This window comes from Thauera sp. JM12B12, assembly GCF_039614725.1.
Classification (GTDB): Bacteria; Pseudomonadota; Gammaproteobacteria; order Burkholderiales; family Rhodocyclaceae; genus Thauera.
In genome coordinates, this window is sequence record NZ_CP154859.1 from 1,869,960 (window position 1) to 1,891,314 (window position 21,355).

Genomic DNA, 21,355 nt, shown 5'->3' on the forward strand with positions numbered 1-21,355 from the left:
ATGCCGGCACGTGCGCGTTTCATGCTCGCGGTCATCGTGCTCTTCCTGCTCATGACCGGGCCGTTCCTGCTCACCGCGCTCATCGTGTGGGTCGAGACCCAGGGTGAGGGGCGCGAGCTGCTGATCGACGTCCTTGCCCCGCACCTCAGCCTGGGAACGATGCTCACCGCGCTCGGTTTCGCCGCGGGCGTCGGTGTGGTGCGTGCCCTGTTCCGGCAATACGTGCAGGGCCTGCTGCGGATGTCCGAGCACCTGCGCCTGATGCTCGGCGCCAACCGGGGCTTTCGCGTGCAGCCGGAAGGACCGCCCGAGGTCCAGGCGCTGGCCGCGGCGGCCAATCAGCTCGCCACCCAGCGTGATGAGCTCATGTGCGACGTCGCAGCGCAGATCGCGCGCGCGAAGGAGTCGGTCGAGCTCGAGAAGAACCGACTCGCCGCGCTGATGTCCGAGCTCACCCAGAGCGTGGTCGTGTGCAACCTCGACGGCCGCGTTCTCCTCTACAACAACCGCGCGCGGATGCAGTTCCGCGCGCTCTCCGATGCACCGGGAGTGGCCGGCGGTGGCGAGCTGATCGGCCTCGGGCGATCGATCTACGGGGTGTTCGAGCGCAACCTGATCGCGCACGCGCTCGACACCATCCAGCAGCGCCTGCGGCGTGGTGCCACGCAGGCGCAGGCTAACTTCGTGACCACGACCCGTGCCGGGCAATTGCTGCGCGTGCAGATGGCGCCGGTGCTGGCGGTGGCGGCGACGGACGAGCACAAGGCCCTGCCGCCGTCAGCAGAGGATGGCGGTGAACGCCTGCAGGCGGAGGAGGGCGCGGCTGCGGCTCCGGCCGAACGCACGATCACCGGTTTCATCCTCATGCTCGACAACATCACGCGCAATTTCGAGACCGAATCGCGGCGCGACCAGATGCTGCACAACCTCACCGAGGGCAACCGGGCTTCGCTCGCCAACGTGCGTGCGGCCGCCGACATGCTCGAATACGAGGATCTGCCCGACGAGATGCGCGTGCGCTTCCGCAAGGTGGTGCGCGACGAGGTGCAGGCGATGAGCCAGCGCCTGGACCAGACCGCGAACCAGTTCGCCGACTCGCTCAAGGCGCGCTGGCCGCTCGAGGAGATGCTCGGCGCCGACCTGATCGCGGCCGTGCAGCGCCGCATCGAGACCCGCATCGGACTGCCGACCAAGCTCGAGGAAGTGGACGAATCCTTGTGGGTGAAGGTCGACAGCTTCTCGCTGATGCAGGCCATCACCTACCTGGCGAGCCGCCTGTCGGACGAGTTCGAGGTGCGCGAGGTCCGTTTCCGTCTCAGCGCTGCAGGCCGGTTGGTACACCTCGACCTGATCTGGTCGGGGCAGGCGATGAGCACCGAGACGGTCATGAGCTGGGAACTCGAGCCGATGAAGGTCGAGGACGAGAGCAGCCCGCTCACGGTGCGCGACGTCATCGACCGTCACGACGGCGAGATGTGGCTCGAGCGCGAGAAGGTGCGCCACCGCGCCTTCTTCCGTATCCTGCTGCCGGCGGCGACCCCGCAGGAGCAGGCCGAGGCCGAGACCTACCTGCGTGGCGAGAGCCGCCCCGAGTACTACGACTTCGACCTCTTCGCCTGGTCGGACCGCTCGCATGGCCTCGAGGACCGCCTGCTCTCCGAGCTCACCTACACGGTCTTCGACACCGAGACCACCGGCCTCAACCCCTCGCAGGGCGACGAGATCATCCAGATCGGCGCCACGCGCATCCTCAACGGCAAGCTGCTGCGCAGCGAGTCCTTCGAGCAGCTGGTCGATCCGCAGCGTCCCCTTGCAGCCGAGTCGGCCAAGATCCACGGCATCACCTCGGACATGCTGCGCGGCCAGCCGACGATCGACAAGGTGCTGCCGGCCTTCCACGCCTTTGCCACCGACACCGTGCTGATCGCCCACAACGCGGCCTTCGACATGCGTTTCCTCCAGCTCAAGGAAGAGGCGACGGGCCTGCGCTTCGATCAGCCGGTGCTCGACACCCTGCTGCTGTCGGCGGTGATCCAGCCCAATCAGGAGTCGCACCGCCTGGAGGCGATCGCCGAGCGCCTCGGCCTCACCATCGTCGGCCGCCATACTGCGCTCGGCGATGCGATCGTCACCGCGGAGGTGTTCCTCAAGCTGGTGCCGCTGCTGGCCGAGAAGGGCATCCGTACCTTGCGCGATGCGCGCGAGGCTGCCGAGAAGTCCTACTACGCGCGGATCAAGTACTGATGACGCAGCGGCGCTGCGAAGACCGGCGGAGGCGGGGTTGAGGCGCAACGCCGGCTTTGCGCGCCAGCTGCGACGCTATTACGGCGTCTATACGCTGACATTCGCGATCTTCGTGGTGCTGCTCGCGATCGGCGAGTCGATGGGCCTGTCGCAGCAGCTCATCGGTCACGTCTTCCTGTTCGTGACCATCGCCATCTACGCCACGATCGGGGTCATGAGCCGGACCTCGGACGTCTCCGAGTATTACGTCGCGGGCCGGCGCGTGCCGGCGCTGTTCAACGGCATGGCAACCGCGGCCGACTGGATGAGCGCCGCGTCCTTCATCGGCCTGGCCGGCACCCTTTATTTCAGTGGTTTCGAGGGCCTGGCCTTCGTCACCGGCTGGACAGGGGGGTTCGTGCTGGTGGCGCTGCTCCTTGCGCCCTACCTGCGCAAGTTCGGCCAATACACGATCCCCGACTTCCTCGGCGCGCGCTACCAGGGCAACGTGGCGCGCCTGGTCGGTCTCGGGGCGGCGGTGCTGGCGAGCTTCGTCTACCTGGTGGCGCAGATCTACGGCGTCGGCCTGGTGACCAGCCGGTTCGTGAGCGTCGAGTTCGAGATCGGCCTCTTCATCGGCCTCGCCGGCATCCTGGTGTGCTCCTTCCTCGGCGGCATGCGCGCCGTCACCTGGACCCAGGTGGCACAGTACGTGATCCTGATCATCGCCTATCTCGTGCCGGTGGTGATCCTCTCCTACAAGCTCACCGGGATTCCCATTCCGCAGGCGGTGTACGGGAAGGTGCTGCAGCAGATCAGCGCGCAGGAGGACGAGCTGCTGAATGCTCCGGCCGAGGTGGAGGTCCGCGAGATGTACCGTCAGCGCGCACAGAACTACGGCGTGATGATGGCCGAGCTGCCGGAGTCGCTCGAGATCGAGCGTCGCGTCCTCATCGAGCGCCTCAACGACATGCGGCTCAATGGCGCCCCGGCGCGGGACATCGCGCTCGCCGAGCGCGCGCTGCGCGACCTGCCGCGCACGCCGGCCGAGGCGCAGCAGCAGTGGGAGCGCGCCCGGGTCGAGGCGCTCGAGCGCTCCAGGCCGCCACCCCGGCACGCCGACGCGCACCCGGGCGCGAACGCGCAGGAATCTGCGGTCGCGCGCAACAACTTCCTTGCCCTGATGTTCGTGCTGATGGTCGGCACCGCCGCGCTGCCGCACATCCTGATGCGTTACTACACGACGCCGGGCGTGATGGAGGCGCGCCGCTCGGTGATGTGGTCGCTGTTCTTCATCTTCCTGCTCTACGTCACCGCGCCGGCCTATGCGGTGTTCGCGAAGTGGGAGGTCTATCACAACGTGGTCGGCTCCAGCCTCGAGATCCTGCCCGACTGGGTGGCGTCCTGGGGGCGTGTCGGGCTGGTGCGGATCGAGGACCTCAACGGCGACGGCATCCTGCAGCTCGCCGAGCTGCGCCTCAACACCGACGTGATCGTGCTCGCCACGCCCGAGATTGCGGGCCTTCCATACGTGGTGTCGGGACTGGTGGCTGCCGGCGGGCTGGCGGCGGCGCTGTCGACCGCCGACGGCCTGTTGCTGACAATCTCCAACGCGCTGTCGCACGACCTCTACTACAAGGTCATCAACCCGCAGGCCACCACCCATCGCAGGCTGGTGATCTCGAAGTCGCAACTGCTGGTGGTGGCGGTGGTGGCGGCCTGGGTGGCCTCGCTGCGGCCGGACAACATCCTGTTCATGGTCGGGCTGGCGTTCTCGATCGGCGGCTCGGCCTTCTTCCCGGCGCTGGTGCTGGGCATCTTCTGGAAGCGTGCCAACCGCCCCGGCGCCGTCTCCGGCATGCTGGCCGGCCTCGCGATCACGCTCTTCTACGTCGTGCGCACCCATCCCTTCTTCGGCGGGTCGATGGCGAATGCCTGGTTCGACATCAACCCGATCTCGGCCGGCGTGTTCGGCGTGCCGCTCGGGTTCCTGACCATCGTCGTCGTCAGCCTGCTGACCAAGCCGCCGCCGCAGGAGATCCAGGACCTGGTCGACTACGTGCGCTACCCCGATCTGCCCGGACAGCCGCGCCCGGATCTCTGATCGAGGTACTTGAAGCGCGGCCGAGTTGCCCCACATAGGGTTCAGTTCAACGATTCCCGAGGATGCCGACGATGCGCTTCGAAAAGCTCACCACCAAGTTCCAGCAGGCCCTCGCCGATGCGCAGAGCATCGCCGTGGGCAACGACCAGCAGTTCATCGAGCCCTTGCACCTGGTGCAGGCGCTGCTCGAGCAGGACGACGGTGGCAGCGTGTCGCTGCTGCAGCGCGCGGGCGTCAATGTGCCGCCGCTCAAGGCCGCCGTCTCCAAGGCCATCGGCCGGCTGCCCAAGGTCGAAGGTCATGGCGGCGAGGTCAGCATCGGCCGCGAGCTCAATAACCTGCTCAACGTCACCGACCGCGAAGCGCAGAAACGTGGCGACCAGTTCATCGCCAGCGAGATGTTCCTGCTCGCGCTCGCCGACGACAAGGGCGAGGCGGGTCGTCTGCTCAAGGACAATGGCCTCGCCCGCAAGGCGCTCGAGGCCGCGATCGAGGCCGTGCGCGGCGGCGCCAGCGTAGGCAGCCAGGACGCCGAGGGCCAGCGCGAGTCGCTGAAGAAATACTGCATGGACCTCACCGAGCGCGCGCGCAGCGGCAAGCTCGACCCGGTGATCGGCCGTGACGACGAGATCCGCCGCGCGATCCAGATCCTGCAGCGCCGCACCAAGAACAACCCGGTGCTGATCGGCGAGCCGGGGGTGGGCAAGACCGCGATCGTCGAGGGCCTGGCGCAGCGCATCGTCAACGACGAGGTGCCCGAGACGCTCAAGGGCAAGCGCGTGCTGTCGCTCGACATGGCGGCGCTGCTGGCGGGCGCCAAGTATCGCGGCGAGTTCGAGGAGCGCCTGAAGGCCGTCCTGAAGGAGATCGCCCAGGACGAGGGGCGCATCATCCTCTTCATCGACGAGATCCACACCATGGTCGGCGCGGGCAAGGCCGAAGGTGCCATGGATGCGGGCAACATGCTCAAGCCCGCGCTCGCCCGTGGCGAGCTGCACTGCATCGGGGCCACCACGCTGGACGAGTACCGCAAGTACATCGAGAAGGACGCCGCGCTCGAGCGCCGCTTCCAGAAGGTGCTGGTCGAGGAGCCGACGGTCGAGGCCACCATCGCCATCCTGCGTGGCCTGCAGGAGAAGTACGAGATCCACCACGGCGTCGACATCACCGACCCGGCGATCGTCGCCGCGGCCGAGTTGTCGCACCGCTACATCACCGACCGCTTCCTGCCGGACAAGGCGATCGACCTGATCGACGAGGCCGCGGCGCGCATCAAGATGGAGATCGACTCCAAGCCCGAGGTCATGGACAAGCTCGACCGCCGCATGATCCAGCTCAAGATCGAGCGCGAGGCGGTGAAGAAGGAGAAGGACGAGGCCTCGCAGAAGCGCCTGCAGCTGATCGAGGACGAGCTCGCCAAGCTCCAGCGCGAGTACAACGACCTCGAGGAGATCTGGAAGGCCGAGAAGGCCAAGGTCGCCGGTTCGGCCCACATCAAGGAAGAGATCGACGCGCTGCGCGCGCAGATGGCGGAGTACCAGCGCAAGGGCCAGCTCGACAAGGTCGCCGAGCTGCAGTACGGCAAGCTGCCGCAGCTCGAGGGTCAGCTGAAGATGGCGGAGCAGGCGGGCGAGAGCGCCACGCCCAACAAGCTGCTGCGCACCCAGGTTGGCACCGAGGAGATCGCCGAGGTCGTCTCGCGGGCCACCGGCATCCCGGTGAGCAAGATGATGCAGGGCGAGCGCGAGAAGCTCTTGAAGATGGAGGACAAGCTGCACGAGCGCGTGGTCGGCCAGGACGAGGCGGTGCGCCTGGTGGCCGACGCCATCCGCCGTTCGCGCGCCGGCCTGTCGGACGAGAACCGGCCGTATGGTTCCTTCCTCTTCCTCGGGCCCACCGGCGTGGGCAAGACCGAGCTGTGCAAGACGCTGGCGAACTTCCTGTTCGACTCCGAGGAGCACCTGATTCGCATCGACATGAGCGAGTTCATGGAGAAGCACTCGGTGGCGCGCCTCATCGGCGCCCCTCCGGGCTACGTCGGCTACGAGGAGGGCGGATACCTCACCGAGCAGGTGCGGCGCAAGCCCTACAGCGTGATCCTGTTCGACGAGGTCGAGAAGGCGCACCCGGACGTGTTCAACGTGTTGCTGCAGGTGCTCGACGACGGCCGCATGACCGACGGCCAGGGGCGCACGGTGGACTTCAAGAACACCGTGATCGTGATGACCTCCAACCTCGGCAGCCAGATGATCCAGGCCATGGCCGGCGATGACTACGGCGTGATCAAGCTCGCGGTGATGGCGGAGGTGAAGACCTACTTCCGTCCCGAATTCATCAACCGCATCGACGAGGTCGTGGTGTTCCATGCGCTCGACGAGAAGCACATCGCCGGCATCGCGAAGATCCAGCTGCAGTATCTGGAGAAGCGCCTGGCGCGGCTGGAGATGGCGATGGAGGTCAGCGATGCCGCCCTCGCCGAGCTGGCGACCGCCGGCTTCGACCCGGTGTTCGGCGCGCGGCCGCTCAAGCGCGCGATCCAGGAGCGCATCGAGAACCCGCTCGCGAAAGCGATCCTCGAGGGCAGGTTCGCTGCGAAGGACCGCATCCGCGTCGATGCCGAGGGTGGGCAGCTGGTGTTCAGGCGCGCGTAGCGGGTCGCTTGCGCATGCCCGGGGCGGAGGACAGGGGCGGCCGGTGGCCGGTCGCTCGCGTCCTCCGCCCGCTTGCGTCTACACCCGGGCGTTTGCCCGGATCCAGTCGGCGAAAGCGTCGACCGTGAGTGGGCGGGAGAACAGGTAGCCCTGCATCGCGTGGCAGCCGCGCTCGGCGAGGTAGTGTCGCTGCTCGGGCGTCTCGACGCCCTCGGCCACCACTTCCATGCCGAGGTCGCGGCCGAGCGACAGTGCCGCTGCGGTCACGGCGGCGTCTTCGGCATTGCCGGGCAGGTCATCGACGAAGGAGCGGTCGATCTTCAGCCGCGCGATCGGCAGGCGCTTGAGGTAGGACAGGCTGGAGTAGCCGGTGCCGAAGTCGTCCAGCGCGAGGGTTAGGCCCAGGTCGACCAGGTCCTGCAGGCGGCCGTGCAGGTCCTCGTCGGGTGCCATCAGCGCGCTCTCGGTGATCTCCAGTTCGAGGCAGGCGGGATCGGCGCCGGTTTCCTCCAGCATGCGCGCGACCATGGGCACGAAGTCGCGCTTGCGGAACTGCAGCGCAGAGATGTTGATCGCGACGACGAGGTCGGGCAGGCCGGCAGCACGCCAGCGTACCTGCTGGCGGCAGGCTTCGCGCAGCACCCACTCGCCGAGCGGCGCGATCAGGCCGGTTTCCTCCGCGAGCGGGATGAAGTGGTCTGGCGGGACCATGCCGCGCTGCGGATGGATCCATCGCACCAGCGCCTCGCAGCCATAGGGGCGGCCGGTCGCGGCCTCGATCTGCGGCTGGTAGTGCAGGACGAGCTCGTTGCGCTCGAGGGCGCGGCGCAGGTCGTTCTCCATCTGCAGGCGCTGGGTGGCGCGGGCATTCATCTCGGGGACGAAGAAGCGGTAGGTGTGGCGACCGGCTTCCTTGGCGCCGTACATCGCCGTGTCGGCATGCTTGAGCAAGGTGTCGACCTCGGATCCGTCGCCCGGGAAGAGCGCGATCCCGATACTTGCCGACAGATGCAGCTCGTGGCCGTCGATGGTGAGCGGCTCGGCGAGCGCGGCGAGCATGCGATCTGCGACCAGCGCGGCCTCCTCCACGTGCGACAGGCGCGACAGCAGCGCGACGAACTCGTCGCCGCCGAGGCGGGCGAGGAGATCCTCGTCGCGCACGCACTTCGACAACCGGCTCGCCACCATCGCCAGCAGGCGGTCGCCCGCCGGATGGCCGAGCGAGTCGTTTACCGTCTTGAAGTTGTCGAGGTCGAGGAACAGGATCGCGAAGATGTCGGCGTGGCGCGCAGCCGAACATAGCGCGATGCGGGCCTGCTCCTGCCACGCGCTGCGATTGGGTAGCCCGGTCAGGGTGTCGTAGCGGGCGAGATACTGGATCTTGGCCTCGGCCTCGCGCGCACTGGTCACATCCTGTGCGGTGCCACGGATGCGGGCGAGCTGGCCGTCCTGCCAATCGCCTTCGATGCGGAATTGCAGCGTGCGCGGGGGCAGGGTGTCGGTCTTGCAGTCGAACATCACGCGGCCGGGGCGGTCCGCGGCCGTATCCAGTCCCTTGCGCAGGGCGGAGCGGCTAGCCGGCGACACCGCATCGATGAGTGCATCGAGGCTGTCCAGGGGGCTGTCCGCGGTGCCCAGGAGCAGGTGCAGCTCCGCGGAGGTACGCAGCCCTGACAGCCCCGAAACGGTCTCCCAGCTGCCCATGCGCGCGATGCGCTGGGCGTCGATGAGCGCTGCCTGCTTTTCGTTCAGGCTCGCGCTCGCCGCCGCGAGCTCGGCGGTGCGCTGTTCAACCAGCGCGTTGATGCGCCGGTTGCTGCCGGTGGTGATGAGGAGCAGTGCACCGAGCATCCCGGTGGCAAGCAGGCCGACGGCCACCGTGGCCCAGGCTGCCCAGCTGCGCAGTTGCTCGACATAGGCCGGGCTGGCGCGCATGCGAAGCTCCCACTGGCGCCCGCCGAAGGAGATCGGTGCCGCGTGGGCGAGGCCGTCGCGCGTCCAGGCCGGGTGATCGGCGGTGAAACCGCCTGCAAGACAGCCACCCTCGCGCGTGTCGGGCTCGGCGAGGCAGTAGTCGATGGTCGCTGAGCGCGCGCCATCGAGCGCGGCGGCGAGGACGTCGTCCATGCGGAAGGTGGCCGTGACGACGCCACGCAGCGGGGTGCTCGCCGTCAGGCTCGCGGACTCGAAGACCGCAAGGTAGACCGCCACGCCGTTCTGCTGTCCGCTCGCCTGCACCAGGCGCAGGCGGGCGGTGGCCGCTGGCTGGCCGGTCGCACGCGCGCGCGCGATCGCCTCCGCGGCCACCGGCAAGGACAGCGGGTCCATGCCGAGCGCCCGCTCGTTGATGCCCTCCGGTGCGATGTGCAGGATCGGCAGGTACTCTGGACGCTGCGCGGCAGGGAAGACACGGCCGGCCTCGTCGCGATCGCGGATGGCGAAATCATGCAGCCCTTCGCCACGCACCGACGCCTCGAATGCGCTGCGTCCGTCCTCCGGCACGCGCGGGTTCCAGCTGAAACTCTGGGTGCCGGGATGGCGCTCGAGCCAGGGCGTGACGAAGCCACGGAAGTCGCGCGCGGAGACGTGCTCGCTGACCGAGAGCAGGCGCTCGATCGAGCGCATCATGTCGATGTGGCTGTCGAGCCGCTTCTGCAGGAGACCAGCCAGATGGGCCGCGTCGCGGTCGAACTGAGCCTGGACGCGCATGTGCTCCCAGCCCACCACCTGGCGGTAAGCGAGCGTGAGCAGCACCAGCGCCAGCGCCAGCGGCACCGCCACCGCCACCCGTCGCGGCCGCCACGCCGAGGTCGGCAAGCCGAAGAAGACGAAGACGAGCGGGGTGGCGACGAGCGCACCCAGGGTGTCGCCCGCCCACCACGACCACCAGTTGAACAGGGCCTCGTCGGCGGCGATCACGCCCGCCCATACCAGCGCGGTGACCGAGAGCGTGGCGCTCACCAGCGTACTGAGCGGCACCGTGACCGCGAGCAGGCGAACCACGGCGCGCGGCGTGTCGAGGGCGTTCGGAAAACCGATCAACCTGCGCGCGAGCAGTACGCCGACGATGGCCTGCAAGGTGGCGGCCATCGGTACCACCATCGGCCCGAGCGGGCTCCAGCCCGGTGTGCCGATCAGCGGCCAGGCGGCGACCAACTGCACGAGCGCGGAACCGAGGAACACTGCGGGCCAGTACCCGAGCCCGAAGATCAGCAGGGCCGAGAGCGCGATGCCGGCGGACGGAAAGAAGGGAGCGGTGTAGCCAGGTGGAATGGCAAGTCCGAGCGCCAGGTGGCCTGCGGCCCAGTAGGCCAGGGTGATGAGGGTCAGTCGTGAAATCTTCGCGCGCATGGACCGAGTATAAATATCGTCCCCTCAAGCGCTTCGTGACGTATCGCATGGTCACGGGCAGAAGTACGCCGCAATGCGCTAAACTGCCGGGCTTCGACAGGCGCGTGCTGCGGACCTGCCGACGCTCCCTAGTGGCTTGAATGGAATTGACGATGTTCGAGGCTGTTCGCAACAACAAGCGCATTGCGCAGATCATCCTGGGGATCCTGGTGATTCCCTTTGCCTTCTTCGGCATGGACGCATATTTCAGCGATTCCGCCACCGGCAACGAGGTCGCCCAGGTGGGGGGGACGTCGATCAGCGCCTTCGACTTCGATCAGGCCCTGCGCGAGCAGCAGGATCGACTGCGCGCCAATGCCGGCGGTCAGGTCGATCGTGCGCTGCTCGAGTCGGCCGAACTGCGCCGTGTCGTGCTCGAGAACCTGATCAACCAGCGCGTCCTTGCGCTCTACGCGGCCGAGAACCGCCTCGTGGTCACGCCCCAGCAACTGCAGGAAACCATCGCCGGCGTCGAGGCCTTCCAGGAGGACGGGCGCTTCTCGCTGCAGCGCTACGAGAACCTGGTTCGCGCCCAGGGCATGAGCCCGGCGACTTTCGAGGCCCGCCTGGCGCAGGACGTTCGGGTGCAGCAGATCGTCTCCGCGGTGGGCGATGCCGGTTTCGTGCCGGATGCGTCCGCGCGCCGCTTCCTCGACGCCCAGCTCGAGGAGCGCCGCATTCGCGAGCTGCGCTTCTCCGCCGAGCGCCTGGGCGCCGACGCGGCGGTGAGCGACGAGCAGGTCGCCGCCTACTACGAGGCCAACCCGACGCGTTTCGAGCGCCCCGCGCGCTTGCAGGCGGAATACCTGGTGTTCGATCGCGCCGCGGTCGAGGCGGGCATCGAGGTCTCCGAAGAGGCCGTGCGCGCCTTCTACGAGGGCAACCCGCAGCGCTTCGGGGTGCCCGAGGAGCGTCAGGCCCGTCACATTCTGCTCAGTCTGGCCGATGGTGCCGAGCAGGCCGAAGTGGACAAGGTCATGGCCGAGGCGAAGGCGCTCGTCGATACGCTGCGCCAGAATCCGGCGCGTTTTGCAGAACTCGCGCGCGAGAAGTCGCAGGATCCGGGTTCCGCCGGTCGCGGTGGTGATCTCGGCTTCTTCGGTCGCGGCATGATGGTCGGCGCCTTCGAGGATGCGGTGTTCGCGCTCGAGAAGGGCCAGATCGGCGACCCGGTGCGTACCGAGTTCGGGGTGCACATCATCGAGGTCACCGACATCAAGCCGTCTTCGGTCAAGCCGCTCGACGAAGTGCGCGCGGAGATCCTCTCCGAGCTGCGCGGCCAGGAGGCCGGCCGGCGCTTTGCCGAGCTGGCCGAACACTTCGCCAACACGGTGTATGAGCAGCCCGACAGCCTCGCCCCCGCGGCCGAGGCGGTGGGCATCGAGATCAGGACCAGCGACTGGATCAGCCGCGACGCACCGCCGCCGCCGTTCAACAACGAGCGCCTGCTCAACGCGCTGTTCGGCGAGGAGGCCACGCAGAAGGGGCGCAACACCGAGGCCGTCGAGATCGGCAACGGCACCCTGGTGTCGGCGCGGGTGAAGGCGTTCGAAGCCGCCAAGCGCCTGCCGCTCGAGGAGGTGCGCAGCCGCATCGTCGATGAACTGCGCCGCGAGCAGGGCAGGACGAAGGCGCGCGAACTGGGCGAGGCTGCACTGGCAGCGCTGAAAAAGGGCGAGGCCGGCCCGGGCGGCTGGGCTGAGGCGCGGACCCTGCAACGCGCGGCGCCCGGCCTGCCTGCGCAGGCGATGCAGGCGGTGTTCTCGGCGCCTGCCGATCCGCTGCCGGCGCACGTGGGCCTTGCCTCGGCGGAAGGCGATTACGTCATCTACCGCATCGAGGCCGTCCAGCGCCCCGAGATCGCCGCGGACGATCCGCGCATCGCCGCGGTTGCCTCGCAATACGCCCAGTTGCTGGCGGGGCGTGATTTCGGCGCCTTCCTCAGCGACCTGCGCCAGCGTTACGAGGTCAGCATCAGCCCTTCGGCGCTGCAGGTCCAGCAGCAATAAGCCGACGCGTCGCCCGCTGCAGGGACGCACAAACTGAAACGCCCGGCCTGTCGAGCCGGGCGTTTCAGCTTGTCTGCGCCTGATTTCTCGCGCAGGCGGCCGTTGCCGGCCGGCGTGCCGTGCGCTTACTGCGGCACGGGGGCGGGGTTGCCGAGTGCGGTGACGTTGAACCCGGCGTCGACGTACATGACCTCGCCGGTAATGCCGCTGGCCAGATCCGAGCACAGGAAGGCGGCGGCGTTGCCGACCTCGTCGATGGTGACGTTGCGGCGCAGCGGGGCGTTGTGCTCGTTGAAGGCGAGCAGCTTGCCGAAGCTGCCGATGCCCGACGCGGCGAGGGTCTTGATCGGGCCGGCGGAGATCGCATTGGCGCGCGTGCCCTCGGGGCCGAGGGTGACCGCCAGATAGCGCACCGCGGCCTCCAGGCTGGCCTTCGCCAGACCCATGACGTTGTAGTTCGGCATGGTGCGCACCGCGCCCAGGTAGGACAGGGTCAGCACGCAGCCGTTGCGGCCCTTCATCATCGGGCGGGCGGCCTTCACCAGCGCCGGGAAACTGTAGGCGCTGATCTCCTGCGAGATGCGGAAGGCTTCGCGGTTGAGTCCGTCGAGGAAGTCGCCTTCGAGCGCCTCGCCCGGGGCGAAGGCGATCGAGTGCACCAGGCCGTCCAGACCATCCCAATGCTGGCCGAGTTGCGCGAACAGGGCGTCGATCTGGGCGTCGTCCTGGACGTCGAGCGGAAACACCAGCTTGCTGCCGAAGTCGGCCGCCATCTTGGCGACGCGCTCCTTGAAGCGATCGTTCTGGTAAGTGAAGGCAAGCTCCGCGCCTTCACGGTGCATGGCCTTGGCAATGCCGTAGGCAATCGATCGGTTGCTGAGCAGACCGGTGATGACGATTCGTTTGCCGGCGAGAAAGCCCATGGATCGAGACTCCGAATGACGAACCCTGGATTATAGCCATAACCCTGATGGGGTCAGGTTCTTCGAATCGCATCGCGCGCCAAAACCTGCCAGAATCCGGGCTTCCGCAGACATTCCGCATGCACGTGCGCTGGACCCAACGCCTTCCTCGAGCCCTCCGCTGTGCCGCCCTCCGCCCGTCCTCTCCGATCGTGGCGGAGAGGGCGTGGGCGCGCGCCGTCGCGCGTGCGGTATTGCCCGGCCTCGTCGTGGCGGGGATTGCCGCCGGCTGCGGCGAGGTGTGGAACGACCCCTATCCGGCGGACGAGCGCGGCAGCAATGTGCTGTACACCGCCTTCACCGAACGCCCCAAGCATCTCGATCCGGTGCAGTCCTACAGCGAGGACGAGGCCACCTTCCTGTACCAGATCGTCGAACCGCCGCTGCAGTACCACTACCTGAAGCGCCCCTACGTGCTCGAGCCGGCCACCGCCGACGCCATGCCACGCCTGCGCCGGCTGGATGCGGCAGGACGCGAGCTGCCTGCCAGCGCCGATGCGGCGCGCGTGGCGCGCACGGTGGTGGAGGTGCGCATCCGTCCGGGCATCCTCTACCAGCCGCATCCGGCCTTCGCGTTGCGCGAGGACGGGCAGCCGCGCTATCTCGGGCTGAGCAATGCCGACCTGCGCGGTGTGCGCGGGCTGGGCGACTTCGCCGAAACGGGCAGCCGCGAGCTCGAGGCGCGCGACTACGTGTATCAAATCAAGCGCCTGGCGCACCCGCGCCTGCATTCGCCGATCTTCGAGCTGATGGCCGAGTACCTGCCTGGACTCAAGGAACTCCAGGCGTCCCTGGCTGCGGCAAGCGCCGCGGATGGCGGCGCCGCGGCGGGCGGAGCGGGCGAACCGCCGGGCTGGCTCGACCTCGACCGCTTCGCGCTGCCCGGCGTCGAGGTCATCGATCGCTACGCCTACCGCATCACCCTGGAGGGGGCTTATCCGCAGTTCCTGTACTGGCTGGCGATGCCCTTCTTCAGCCCGGTGCCGCGCGAGGTCGATCGCTTCTTCGCTCAGCCCGGCATGGGCGAGCGCAACCTCACCCTGGACTGGTGGCCGGTGGGTACCGGGCCATACATGCTGGTCGAGAACAACCCCAACGCGCGCATGGTGCTCGCCCGCAACCCCAATTACCGCGGCGATCCCTACCCCTGCGCGGGCGAGCCGGGCGACGCCGAGGCCGGGCTGCTCGCCGACTGTGGCAAGCCGATGCCCTTCATCGACCGCATCGTGTTCTCGCGTGAGCGCGAGGGCATCCCGTACTGGAACAAGTTCCTCCAGGGCTACTACGACGCCTCGGGCGTGTCTTCGGACAACTTCGACCAGGCGGTGACGCTCACCAGCCAGGGCGAGGTATCGCTGTCCGAGGACATGGAGGCGAAGGGAATCCGGCTGCTGACCTCGGTGTCGCCATCGATCTTCTACCTCGGCTTCAACATGCTCGACCCGCTGCTCGGCGGCGGCGAGACCCGCGCCGGACGCGAGCGCGCGCGCAAGCTGCGCCAGGCGATCTCGATCGCGCTCGACATGGAGGAGTTCGTGTCGATCTTTCTCAACGGCCGCGGCGTGCCCGGCATGAGTCCGCTGCCGCCGGGCATCTTCGGCGCGCGCGCAGGCCGCGCCGGCATCAACCCGGTGGTGTACGAATGGCGGGGCGGCGAGGGCGCCGACGCCCGCGATGGGCGCGCGGTGCGGCGTAGCCTCGACGAGGCGCGGCGGCTGCTCGCCGAAGCCGGCTGGCCGAACGGGCGCAACGCGCAGACCGGCGAGCCGCTGGTGATCAACCTCGATACCACCCCGGGCGGGCTGGGTGACAAGGCGCGCTCGGACTGGCTGGCGAAGCAGTTCCGCGAGCTCGGTGTGCAGTTCGTCGTGCGGCCGACCGACTTCAACCGCTTTCAGGACAAGGTGCGCCAGGGCAATGCCCAGCTGTTCTTCTTCGGCTGGAACGCCGACTACCCGGATCCGGAGAACCTGCTGTTCCTCCTTCATGGCCCGCAGGGGAAGGTGAAGTTCAACGGGCAGAATGCCGCCAATTACGCCAACCCGGAGTACGACGCGCTCTTCGAGCGCATGAAGGCGATGTCCGACGGCCCAGAGCGCCAGCGGATCATCGACCGCATGGTGGCGATGCTGCAGCAGGACGCGCCGTGGATCTTCGCCTTCCACCCGATGTCGTATTCCCTGCAGCACGGCTGGGTGCTCAACCGCAAGACCGGGGCGATGGTGCGCAACACCATGAAGTACCAGCGCCTCGACATCGCCCGCCGCGACGCCGCGCGCGCGGCGTGGAACCGGCCGGTGCGGTGGCCGCTGGGCGTGGTGGCGCTGCTGCTGGCGGCAATGGTCGCACCCGCGGTCGTGCATTGGCGCCGGCGCGAGACCGCGACCGCGGCGCCGGGCGGGGCGGCAGGCGCCGCCGGACCGGATGCCGGAGGCGGACGCTGATGCTGGGCTACCTCGTCCGCCGCGTGCTCTACGCGGTCCCGATCCTGATCGGGGTGAACCTGCTCACCTTCGTCCTGTTCTTCGTCGTCAACTCGCCCGATGACATGGCGCGCATGCACATCGGCGTCAAGCGCGCGACGCCCGAGGCGATCGAGCGCTGGAAGGTCGAGCGCGGCTACGACAAACCGATGTTCGTCAACGCGACCGCCGAGGGCAGTGCGCGCCTTACCGACACCATCTTCTTCGACAAGTCGCTGCGCATGTTCGCGCTCGAATTCGGCCGCGCCGACGACGGCCGCGACATCGGCCAGGAGATCCGCGACCGCATGGGCCCATCGCTGGCGATCGCGCTGCCGACCTTTGTCCTCAGCCTGTTCGTGTCGATCAGCTTTGCGCTGCTGCTGGTGTTCTTCCGCGCCACCTATCTGGATTTCTGGGGCGTGGTCCTGTGCGTGGCGATGATGTCGATCTCGAGCCTGTTCTACATCATCGGCGGGCAGTGGCTGGTGTCGAAGCTGTGGGCGCTGGTGCCCATCTCGGGCTACGCGCCGGGCCTGGACGCGGCGCGCTTCCTGGTGCTGCCGGTGCTGATCAGCGTGGTGGCCGGCATCGGCTCGAGCGCGCGCTGGTATCGGACCATCTTCCTCGAGGAGATCTCCAAGGACTACGTGCGTACCGCGCGCGCCAAGGGCCTGTCCGAGCTCGCCGTGCTGTTCCGCCACGTGCTGCGCAACGCGCTGATCCCGATCCTGACCGGCGTGGTGGTGGTGATCCCGCTGCTCTTCATGGGCAGCCTGCTGGTGGAGTCCTTCTTCGCGATTCCCGGCCTGGGCAGCTACACGATCGACGCGATCAACGCGCAGGACTTCGCCGTGGTGAGGGCGATGGTGTTCATCGGCTCGGTGCTCTACATCATCGGGCTCATCCTCACCGACATCTCATATACGCTGGCTGATCCGCGGGTGAGGCTGGAATGAGCGCGCCCTTGGGCTTCCAGCCGGTGCTGCTGTGGACCGATGCGCTGCTCTTCGCGCTCATCGGGCTCGCGTTGCTGGGCGTGGCACATGCGCTTGCCAACGAACCCTTGCGCGCGGCGTGGCGCAAGGTGGGCAAGCGCCCGACCGGCATGGCGGCGGCGACGGTGCTGCTCGCCTTCGTCGCCATCGGGGTCATCGACAGCCTGCATTACCGCCCCCTGCTGCCTGCCGTGGAGGCGGCCGCGGTGAACGCGGGCGAGACCGTGGAGAGGGCCGGGGGTGCGAGCCGGGAGGGTGGGCGCAGCGGCGCGGCGGCGCCGGTGTACTCGACCGAGGTCCTGTCCGCGCTCGATGCGCTCCTCGCGCCGCTGCGCCTGCAGACCGAGAAGACCTACTCGGCGCCCTTCGCCTGGCAGCTCTACCAGCGCGAGACGCTGACCCTCGCCGACGGCCGGCAGGTGCGCGAGTTTCCGCGCCTGGTCCATGGCGCGGCCCATCTCGATGCGCCGGAAGCCGGGCGTGGGGCGGACGTGGCGGCGAGCGTGGCGCGTGCGTTCGGCCAGGCCGCGCTGTGGTGGGCAGGCGCCTTCCTGGTCCTCGCCACCCTTGTCTGGCGCGGCAGCGGCCTGGGCTGGGGGGAGGTGGCGGGGGCGATGCTGGGCGGGCGCACGGTGCTCGCCTGGCGGGCAGCGCTGGTCACGCTCGGCTGCATCCTGCTCATCGTGGCGCTGTGCGTCGAGCTTGCGCCGCGCTATCACGTGCTCGGCACCGACAAGGTGGGTCAGGACGTGCTCTACCTTGCCCTCAAGAGCGTGCGCACCGCGCTGGTGATCGGCACCGTCACCACGCTGGTGATGATGCCCTTCGCGGTCGCGCTCGGCATCGCGGCGGGCTACCTGGGCGGGTGGGTGGATGACGCAGTGCAGTATGTCTACACCGTGCTCAACGCGATTCCCGGGGTGTTGCTGATCGCCGCCGCCGTGCTGATGATGCAGGTTGTCATCGATACCCACCCCCAGTGGTTCGACACCGCCGCCGAGCGCTCCGACGCGCGCCTGCTGGCGCTGTGCTTCATTCTCGGCATCACCAGCTGGACCGGGCTGGCGCGCCTGCTGCGCGGCGAGACGCTCAAGCTGCGCGAGCTCGAGTACGTCCAGGCGGCGCGTGCCTTCGGGGTGAGGACGCCGGCCATCCTGCGCCGCCACATCCTGCCCAACGTGATGCACATCGTGATGATCGCGCTGGTGATGGATTTCTCCGGGCTCGTGCTGGCCGAGGCGGTGCTGTCCTATGTCGGCATCGGCGTCGATCCGACCACGATCAGCTTCGGCACCATGATCAACATGGCGCGCGCCGAACTTGCGCGCGAGCCGATGGTCTGGTGGTCACTGGCCGCGGCCTTCGTGTTCATGTTCGTGCTCGTGCTCGCAGCCAACCTGTTCGCCGACGTCGTGCGCGACGCCTTCGACCCGCGTCGGGGGTGAAGGGTCGCGGCCGCGACCGGCGCGCGGGTCATCCCCTCGGATCAATGGGGTCAGACCCCATTGATCTCACTGCGGTCAGCGTGACCGCAGTGCAACGCTTGAAGATACAAGAACCCCATGAGAGACCTTCGATTCGACAACCGCTTCGTGCGCGAGCTGCCCGGCGACCCCGAGGAGGGGCGGCATGTGCGTCAGGTGCATGGGGCGTGCTATTCGCGGGTCGAGCCAACGCCGGTGCGCGCGCCGAAGTTGCTGGCGTGGTCGCGCGAGGTGGCGGATCTGCTCGGCTTCGATGCGGCTGATGTGCGCAGCCAGCGGTTCGCGGAAGTCTTCGGCGGCAATGCGCTGCTGCCCGGCATGGAGCCCTACGCCGCGTGCTACGGCGGTCATCAGTTCGGCAACTGGGCGGGGCAGCTCGGCGACGGGCGTGCGATCACCCTCGGCGAGACGATCAACCCGCGGGGCCAGCGCTGGGAGCTGCAACTCAAGGGCGCGGGCCCCACGCCGTATTCGCGCAGCGCCGACGGGCGCGCAGTGCTGCGCTCGTCGCTGCGCGAGTTCCTGTGCAGTGAGGCGATGCATCACCTCGGCGTGCCGACCACGCGCGCGCTCAGTCTGGTGGCCACCGGAGAACAGGTGGTGCGCGACATGTTCTACGACGGGCGCCCGCGCCCCGAGCCGGGCGCGGTGGTGTGCCGGGTGGCGCCGTCCTTCATCCGTTTCGGCAACTTCGAGATCTTCGCCGCGCGCGGCGAGGAGTCGTTACTGGCGCGCCTGATCGATTTCACCATCGAACGCGACTTTCCCGAACTTGCCCAGGCCGAGCCCGACCCGGCACGGCGGCGCATCGCCTGGTTCGAGGAGGTGTGCCGGCGCACCGCGGTGCTGATGGCGCACTGGATGCGGGTGGGCTTCGTGCACGGGGTGATGAACACCGACAACATGTCCATCCTTGGTCTGACCATCGATTACGGGCCCTACGGCTGGATCGACAATTTCGATCCCGACTGGACGCCGAACACCACCGACGCTGGTGGCCGCCGCTATCGCTTCGGCCACCAGCCGCGTATCGCACACTGGAACCTGTGGCAGCTGGCCAACGCGATCTACCCGGTGATTCGTGCGGTCGAGCCGCTGGAGCGCGCGCTGGTCGCCTACGCCGACGTCCACGAGGCGGAGTACCGCCGGATGATGCAGGCCAAGCTCGGCCTTGCGGATTGGCGCGCGGGGGAGCAGGCGGACGACGGGCTGCTCGAGCAGCTTCAGCGCCTGCTGCAGCGCGGGGAGATGGACATGACGCTGTTTTTCCGTCGGCTCGCCGATGTCGACCTCGAAGCGCCGTCCCTGGCTGTCTTCGAGGAGGCGTTCTATGACCCTTCCGCGCGCGCCGCGGTCGAGGACGAGCTGGTCGGGTGGCTGCGCGCCTACGCCGCGCGGCTGCGCATCGACGGCGTCCCGGGCGCGCATCGGCGCGCGGCCATGAACCGCGTGAATCCGCTCTACGTTCCGCGCAACTATCTGGCGCAGCAGGCGATCGATGCAGCCGAAGCGGGCAATGTGGGCGAGCTCGAGGCCTTGCTCGAGGTGCTGCGCCAGCCCTACGTCGAGCAGCCCGACAGCGAGCGTTTTGCCGCTCGTCGTCCCGACTGGGCGCGCAACAAGGCCGGGTGCTCGATGCTGTCCTGCAGTTCCTGAAAGCCCTCTCCCTGCTCCGCTCCCGAGCACGCTTGCGAGACGAGCAGTTCGGGGGTACCTGCCCGGTCGCTCGGCGGGTGGTGGCGACGCGTCGCCCGGACTAGGATGAGAGAAGGAGAGGACCCCCCGCCGGGGCGGTTCCGACCGGGGGAGGGAGACGATGTCCGGTGTCGCCTTGCGCCAGTCTGAGGGGGCCGCTTTGCGCGTGCGTGCGATCGTTCGATCTTCGTCTGTCCGGGAGGCGCTCGCGCGCATGCCCATCCTGCTTGGCTGCGACGATGCCGTGCTCGATGTGCTGGCGTGCGAGGCGGGCTTTGTCCGCCTTGGGTCGGGCGCTTCGGTCTTCGAGCGCAGCTCGCTGCCGACGGGCCTGTTCTTCGTCTTCAGCGGCGCCGTGCGGCTGATGTCGCAGTGCCTGGAGGGGCGGCCCAAGGTGGTCGAGATCTTCGAGCCCGGGCGCATGTTCGGGGAAATCGGCGTATTCACCGGGCAGCGCTATCGCACGTGGACGCAGGCGATCGGCAGCACGGTGCTGGTCCATGTGCCGCGCGGGCATGTGCTCGAGGCGGTGGCGATGGACAACGCGCTCTCCAATCGCATGCTCGGCGCCGTATGCGCGCGCACCCAGCGGCTTATCGACAGCATCAGCAGCACCGCGTCGGGTGCCGCTTCGGTGCGGGTGGCGAGCTACCTGCTCGAGCAGCTTGAACGCACGGTGCGCCCCGATGGCTGCATCGTCCTGCCCGCACCGAAGAAGGCGATCGCCTCGCTGCTCAACCTGACGCCCGAGACCCTGTCGCGCGTGCTGCGCACGATGATGGAGGAGGGCGTGCTCAGCGTCGGGGGGCGACGCATCCACGTTCGCAACCGGACGCAACTGGCGCAGATGGTCGTCGCCGAGGCAGCGCCCGTCAGCTGAGCGCGGGGACCTCGCGGCGTCTAGCGCAGGCGTGCGGCCACCTGCGGGAAGACCGCTTCAAGCTCCTTGAGCTCGCGGCGGTGACGTTCGGCGATGCGCGCCACCAGGCGCTCCCCGGCGGGCGTGAGGTGTACCTCGACCGCGCGGCGGTCGTCGCGACCGGGACGACGCTCGACCAGTCCGAGCTTCTCGCAGCGCGACACCAGGGAGACCACCCCGTGTTGATGGGCCTGGAGCCGCTCGGCCAGTTCGCCCACGTTGGCCCATTCGCGACCGGGATAGCCCTTGACCTGCAGCAGCAGCAGGTACTGCAGGTTGGTGATGCCGTGCCGGCGCGTCAGCAGCTCCGAAAAGCGCAGAAAACGCCGCAGCTGGTAACGGAAATCGGCCAGGGCCTCGTATTCACTCTTTTCGAGAGGCGGCGTGGCGGTCGCGGACGGTTCGGCTTTGTTTTTCATCAGGGGCAATTCTAGTCTCCGCCGCCACGCTCCGGGTGG

12 protein-coding genes are annotated in these 21,355 nt (G+C 68.4%); 9 read left to right on the top strand and 3 right to left on the bottom strand.

Annotated features, from left to right (window positions below; genetic code table 11):
• From AAG895_RS08370 to clpB, 3 genes are all read left to right on the top strand, one after another.
• Positions 1-2,244 carry an exonuclease domain-containing protein gene (locus tag AAG895_RS08370; RefSeq protein ID WP_345795037.1) on the top strand — a complete coding sequence of 748 codons (2,244 nt, stop codon included), beginning with the start codon at positions 1-3 and terminating at the stop codon, positions 2,242-2,244.
• Between the two features lie 37 nt (positions 2,245-2,281).
• On the top strand, positions 2,282-4,327 hold the full coding sequence (locus AAG895_RS08375) for a sodium:solute symporter family protein (RefSeq protein ID WP_345795038.1): 2,046 nt from the start codon (positions 2,282-2,284) through the stop codon (positions 4,325-4,327).
• Between the two features lie 71 nt (positions 4,328-4,398).
• Complete coding sequence (clpB, locus tag AAG895_RS08380) at positions 4,399-6,978, top strand: ATP-dependent chaperone ClpB (protein ID WP_345795039.1); 2,580 nt, start codon at positions 4,399-4,401, stop codon at positions 6,976-6,978.
• Positions 6,979-7,056: 78 nt separating this feature from the next.
• Here clpB and AAG895_RS08385 read toward each other — a convergent pair whose 3' ends face one another.
• Positions 7,057-10,329 (bottom strand): EAL domain-containing protein, encoded by a 3,273-nt coding sequence (locus tag AAG895_RS08385; protein ID WP_345795040.1) that lies wholly within the window; start codon positions 10,327-10,329, stop codon positions 7,057-7,059.
• A gap of 152 nt (positions 10,330-10,481) precedes the next feature.
• Between AAG895_RS08385 and AAG895_RS08390 the strand changes: the two genes are divergently transcribed.
• Positions 10,482-12,377 (top strand): SurA N-terminal domain-containing protein, encoded by a 1,896-nt coding sequence (locus AAG895_RS08390; RefSeq protein WP_345795041.1) that lies wholly within the window; start codon positions 10,482-10,484, stop codon positions 12,375-12,377.
• Between the two features lie 125 nt (positions 12,378-12,502).
• Here AAG895_RS08390 and fabI read toward each other — a convergent pair whose 3' ends face one another.
• Positions 12,503-13,300 (bottom strand): enoyl-ACP reductase FabI, encoded by a 798-nt coding sequence (gene fabI / locus AAG895_RS08395; RefSeq protein ID WP_345795042.1) that lies wholly within the window; start codon positions 13,298-13,300, stop codon positions 12,503-12,505.
• Between the two features lie 233 nt (positions 13,301-13,533).
• Between fabI and AAG895_RS08400 the strand changes: the two genes are divergently transcribed.
• The 5 genes from AAG895_RS08400 (at position 13,534) to AAG895_RS08420 (ending at position 20,858) form a co-directional block, all read left to right on the top strand.
• Positions 13,534-15,783 carry an ABC transporter substrate-binding protein gene (locus tag AAG895_RS08400; RefSeq protein ID WP_345795043.1) on the top strand — a complete coding sequence of 750 codons (2,250 nt, stop codon included), beginning with the start codon at positions 13,534-13,536 and terminating at the stop codon, positions 15,781-15,783.
• Positions 15,783-16,760 (top strand): ABC transporter permease, encoded by a 978-nt coding sequence (locus tag AAG895_RS08405; protein WP_345795044.1) that lies wholly within the window; start codon positions 15,783-15,785, stop codon positions 16,758-16,760. Before AAG895_RS08400 ends, AAG895_RS08405 begins: the two co-directional genes overlap by 1 nt.
• 8 nt (positions 16,761-16,768) lie before the next feature.
• Positions 16,769-18,244, top strand: a complete 1,476-nt coding sequence (locus AAG895_RS08410) for an ABC transporter permease (RefSeq protein ID WP_345795261.1) — start codon at positions 16,769-16,771, stop codon at positions 18,242-18,244.
• A 117-nt stretch (positions 18,245-18,361) separates the two neighbouring features.
• The gene (locus tag AAG895_RS08415) at positions 18,362-19,939 is read left to right on the top strand and encodes a YdiU family protein (protein ID WP_345795045.1); all 1,578 of its coding nucleotides are present in this window, start codon (positions 18,362-18,364) and stop codon (positions 19,937-19,939) included.
• A gap of 253 nt (positions 19,940-20,192) precedes the next feature.
• Positions 20,193-20,858: a Crp/Fnr family transcriptional regulator gene (locus AAG895_RS08420; protein ID WP_345795046.1), complete on the top strand. Its 666-nt coding sequence runs from the start codon at positions 20,193-20,195 to the stop codon at positions 20,856-20,858.
• 20 nt (positions 20,859-20,878) lie between these two features.
• On the opposite strand, the gene AAG895_RS08425 is transcribed toward AAG895_RS08420, so the two are convergent.
• Positions 20,879-21,316 carry a MarR family transcriptional regulator gene (locus AAG895_RS08425; protein ID WP_345795047.1) on the bottom strand — a complete coding sequence of 146 codons (438 nt, stop codon included), beginning with the start codon at positions 21,314-21,316 and terminating at the stop codon, positions 20,879-20,881.
• Positions 21,317-21,355: the final 39 nt, after the last annotated feature.

Excerpts from the sequence above, each read along its gene's own strand:
- AAG895_RS08385 (WP_345795040.1), bottom strand. The coding sequence starts at position 10,329 with ATGCGCGCGAAGATTTCACGACTGACCCTCATCACCCTGGCCTACTGG.
- AAG895_RS08370 (WP_345795037.1), top strand. The coding sequence starts at position 1 with ATGCCGGCACGTGCGCGTTTCATGCTCGCGGTCATCGTGCTCTTCCTG.
- clpB (WP_345795039.1), top strand. The coding sequence starts at position 4,399 with ATGCGCTTCGAAAAGCTCACCACCAAGTTCCAGCAGGCCCTCGCCGAT.
- AAG895_RS08415 (WP_345795045.1), top strand. The coding sequence starts at position 18,362 with ATGAGAGACCTTCGATTCGACAACCGCTTCGTGCGCGAGCTGCCCGGC.
- AAG895_RS08420 (WP_345795046.1), top strand. The coding sequence starts at position 20,193 with ATGCCCATCCTGCTTGGCTGCGACGATGCCGTGCTCGATGTGCTGGCG.
- AAG895_RS08405 (WP_345795044.1), top strand. The coding sequence starts at position 15,783 with ATGCTGGGCTACCTCGTCCGCCGCGTGCTCTACGCGGTCCCGATCCTG.
- fabI (WP_345795042.1), bottom strand. The coding sequence starts at position 13,300 with ATGGGCTTTCTCGCCGGCAAACGAATCGTCATCACCGGTCTGCTCAGC.
- AAG895_RS08425 (WP_345795047.1), bottom strand. The coding sequence starts at position 21,316 with ATGAAAAACAAAGCCGAACCGTCCGCGACCGCCACGCCGCCTCTCGAA.
- AAG895_RS08390 (WP_345795041.1), top strand. The coding sequence starts at position 10,482 with ATGTTCGAGGCTGTTCGCAACAACAAGCGCATTGCGCAGATCATCCTG.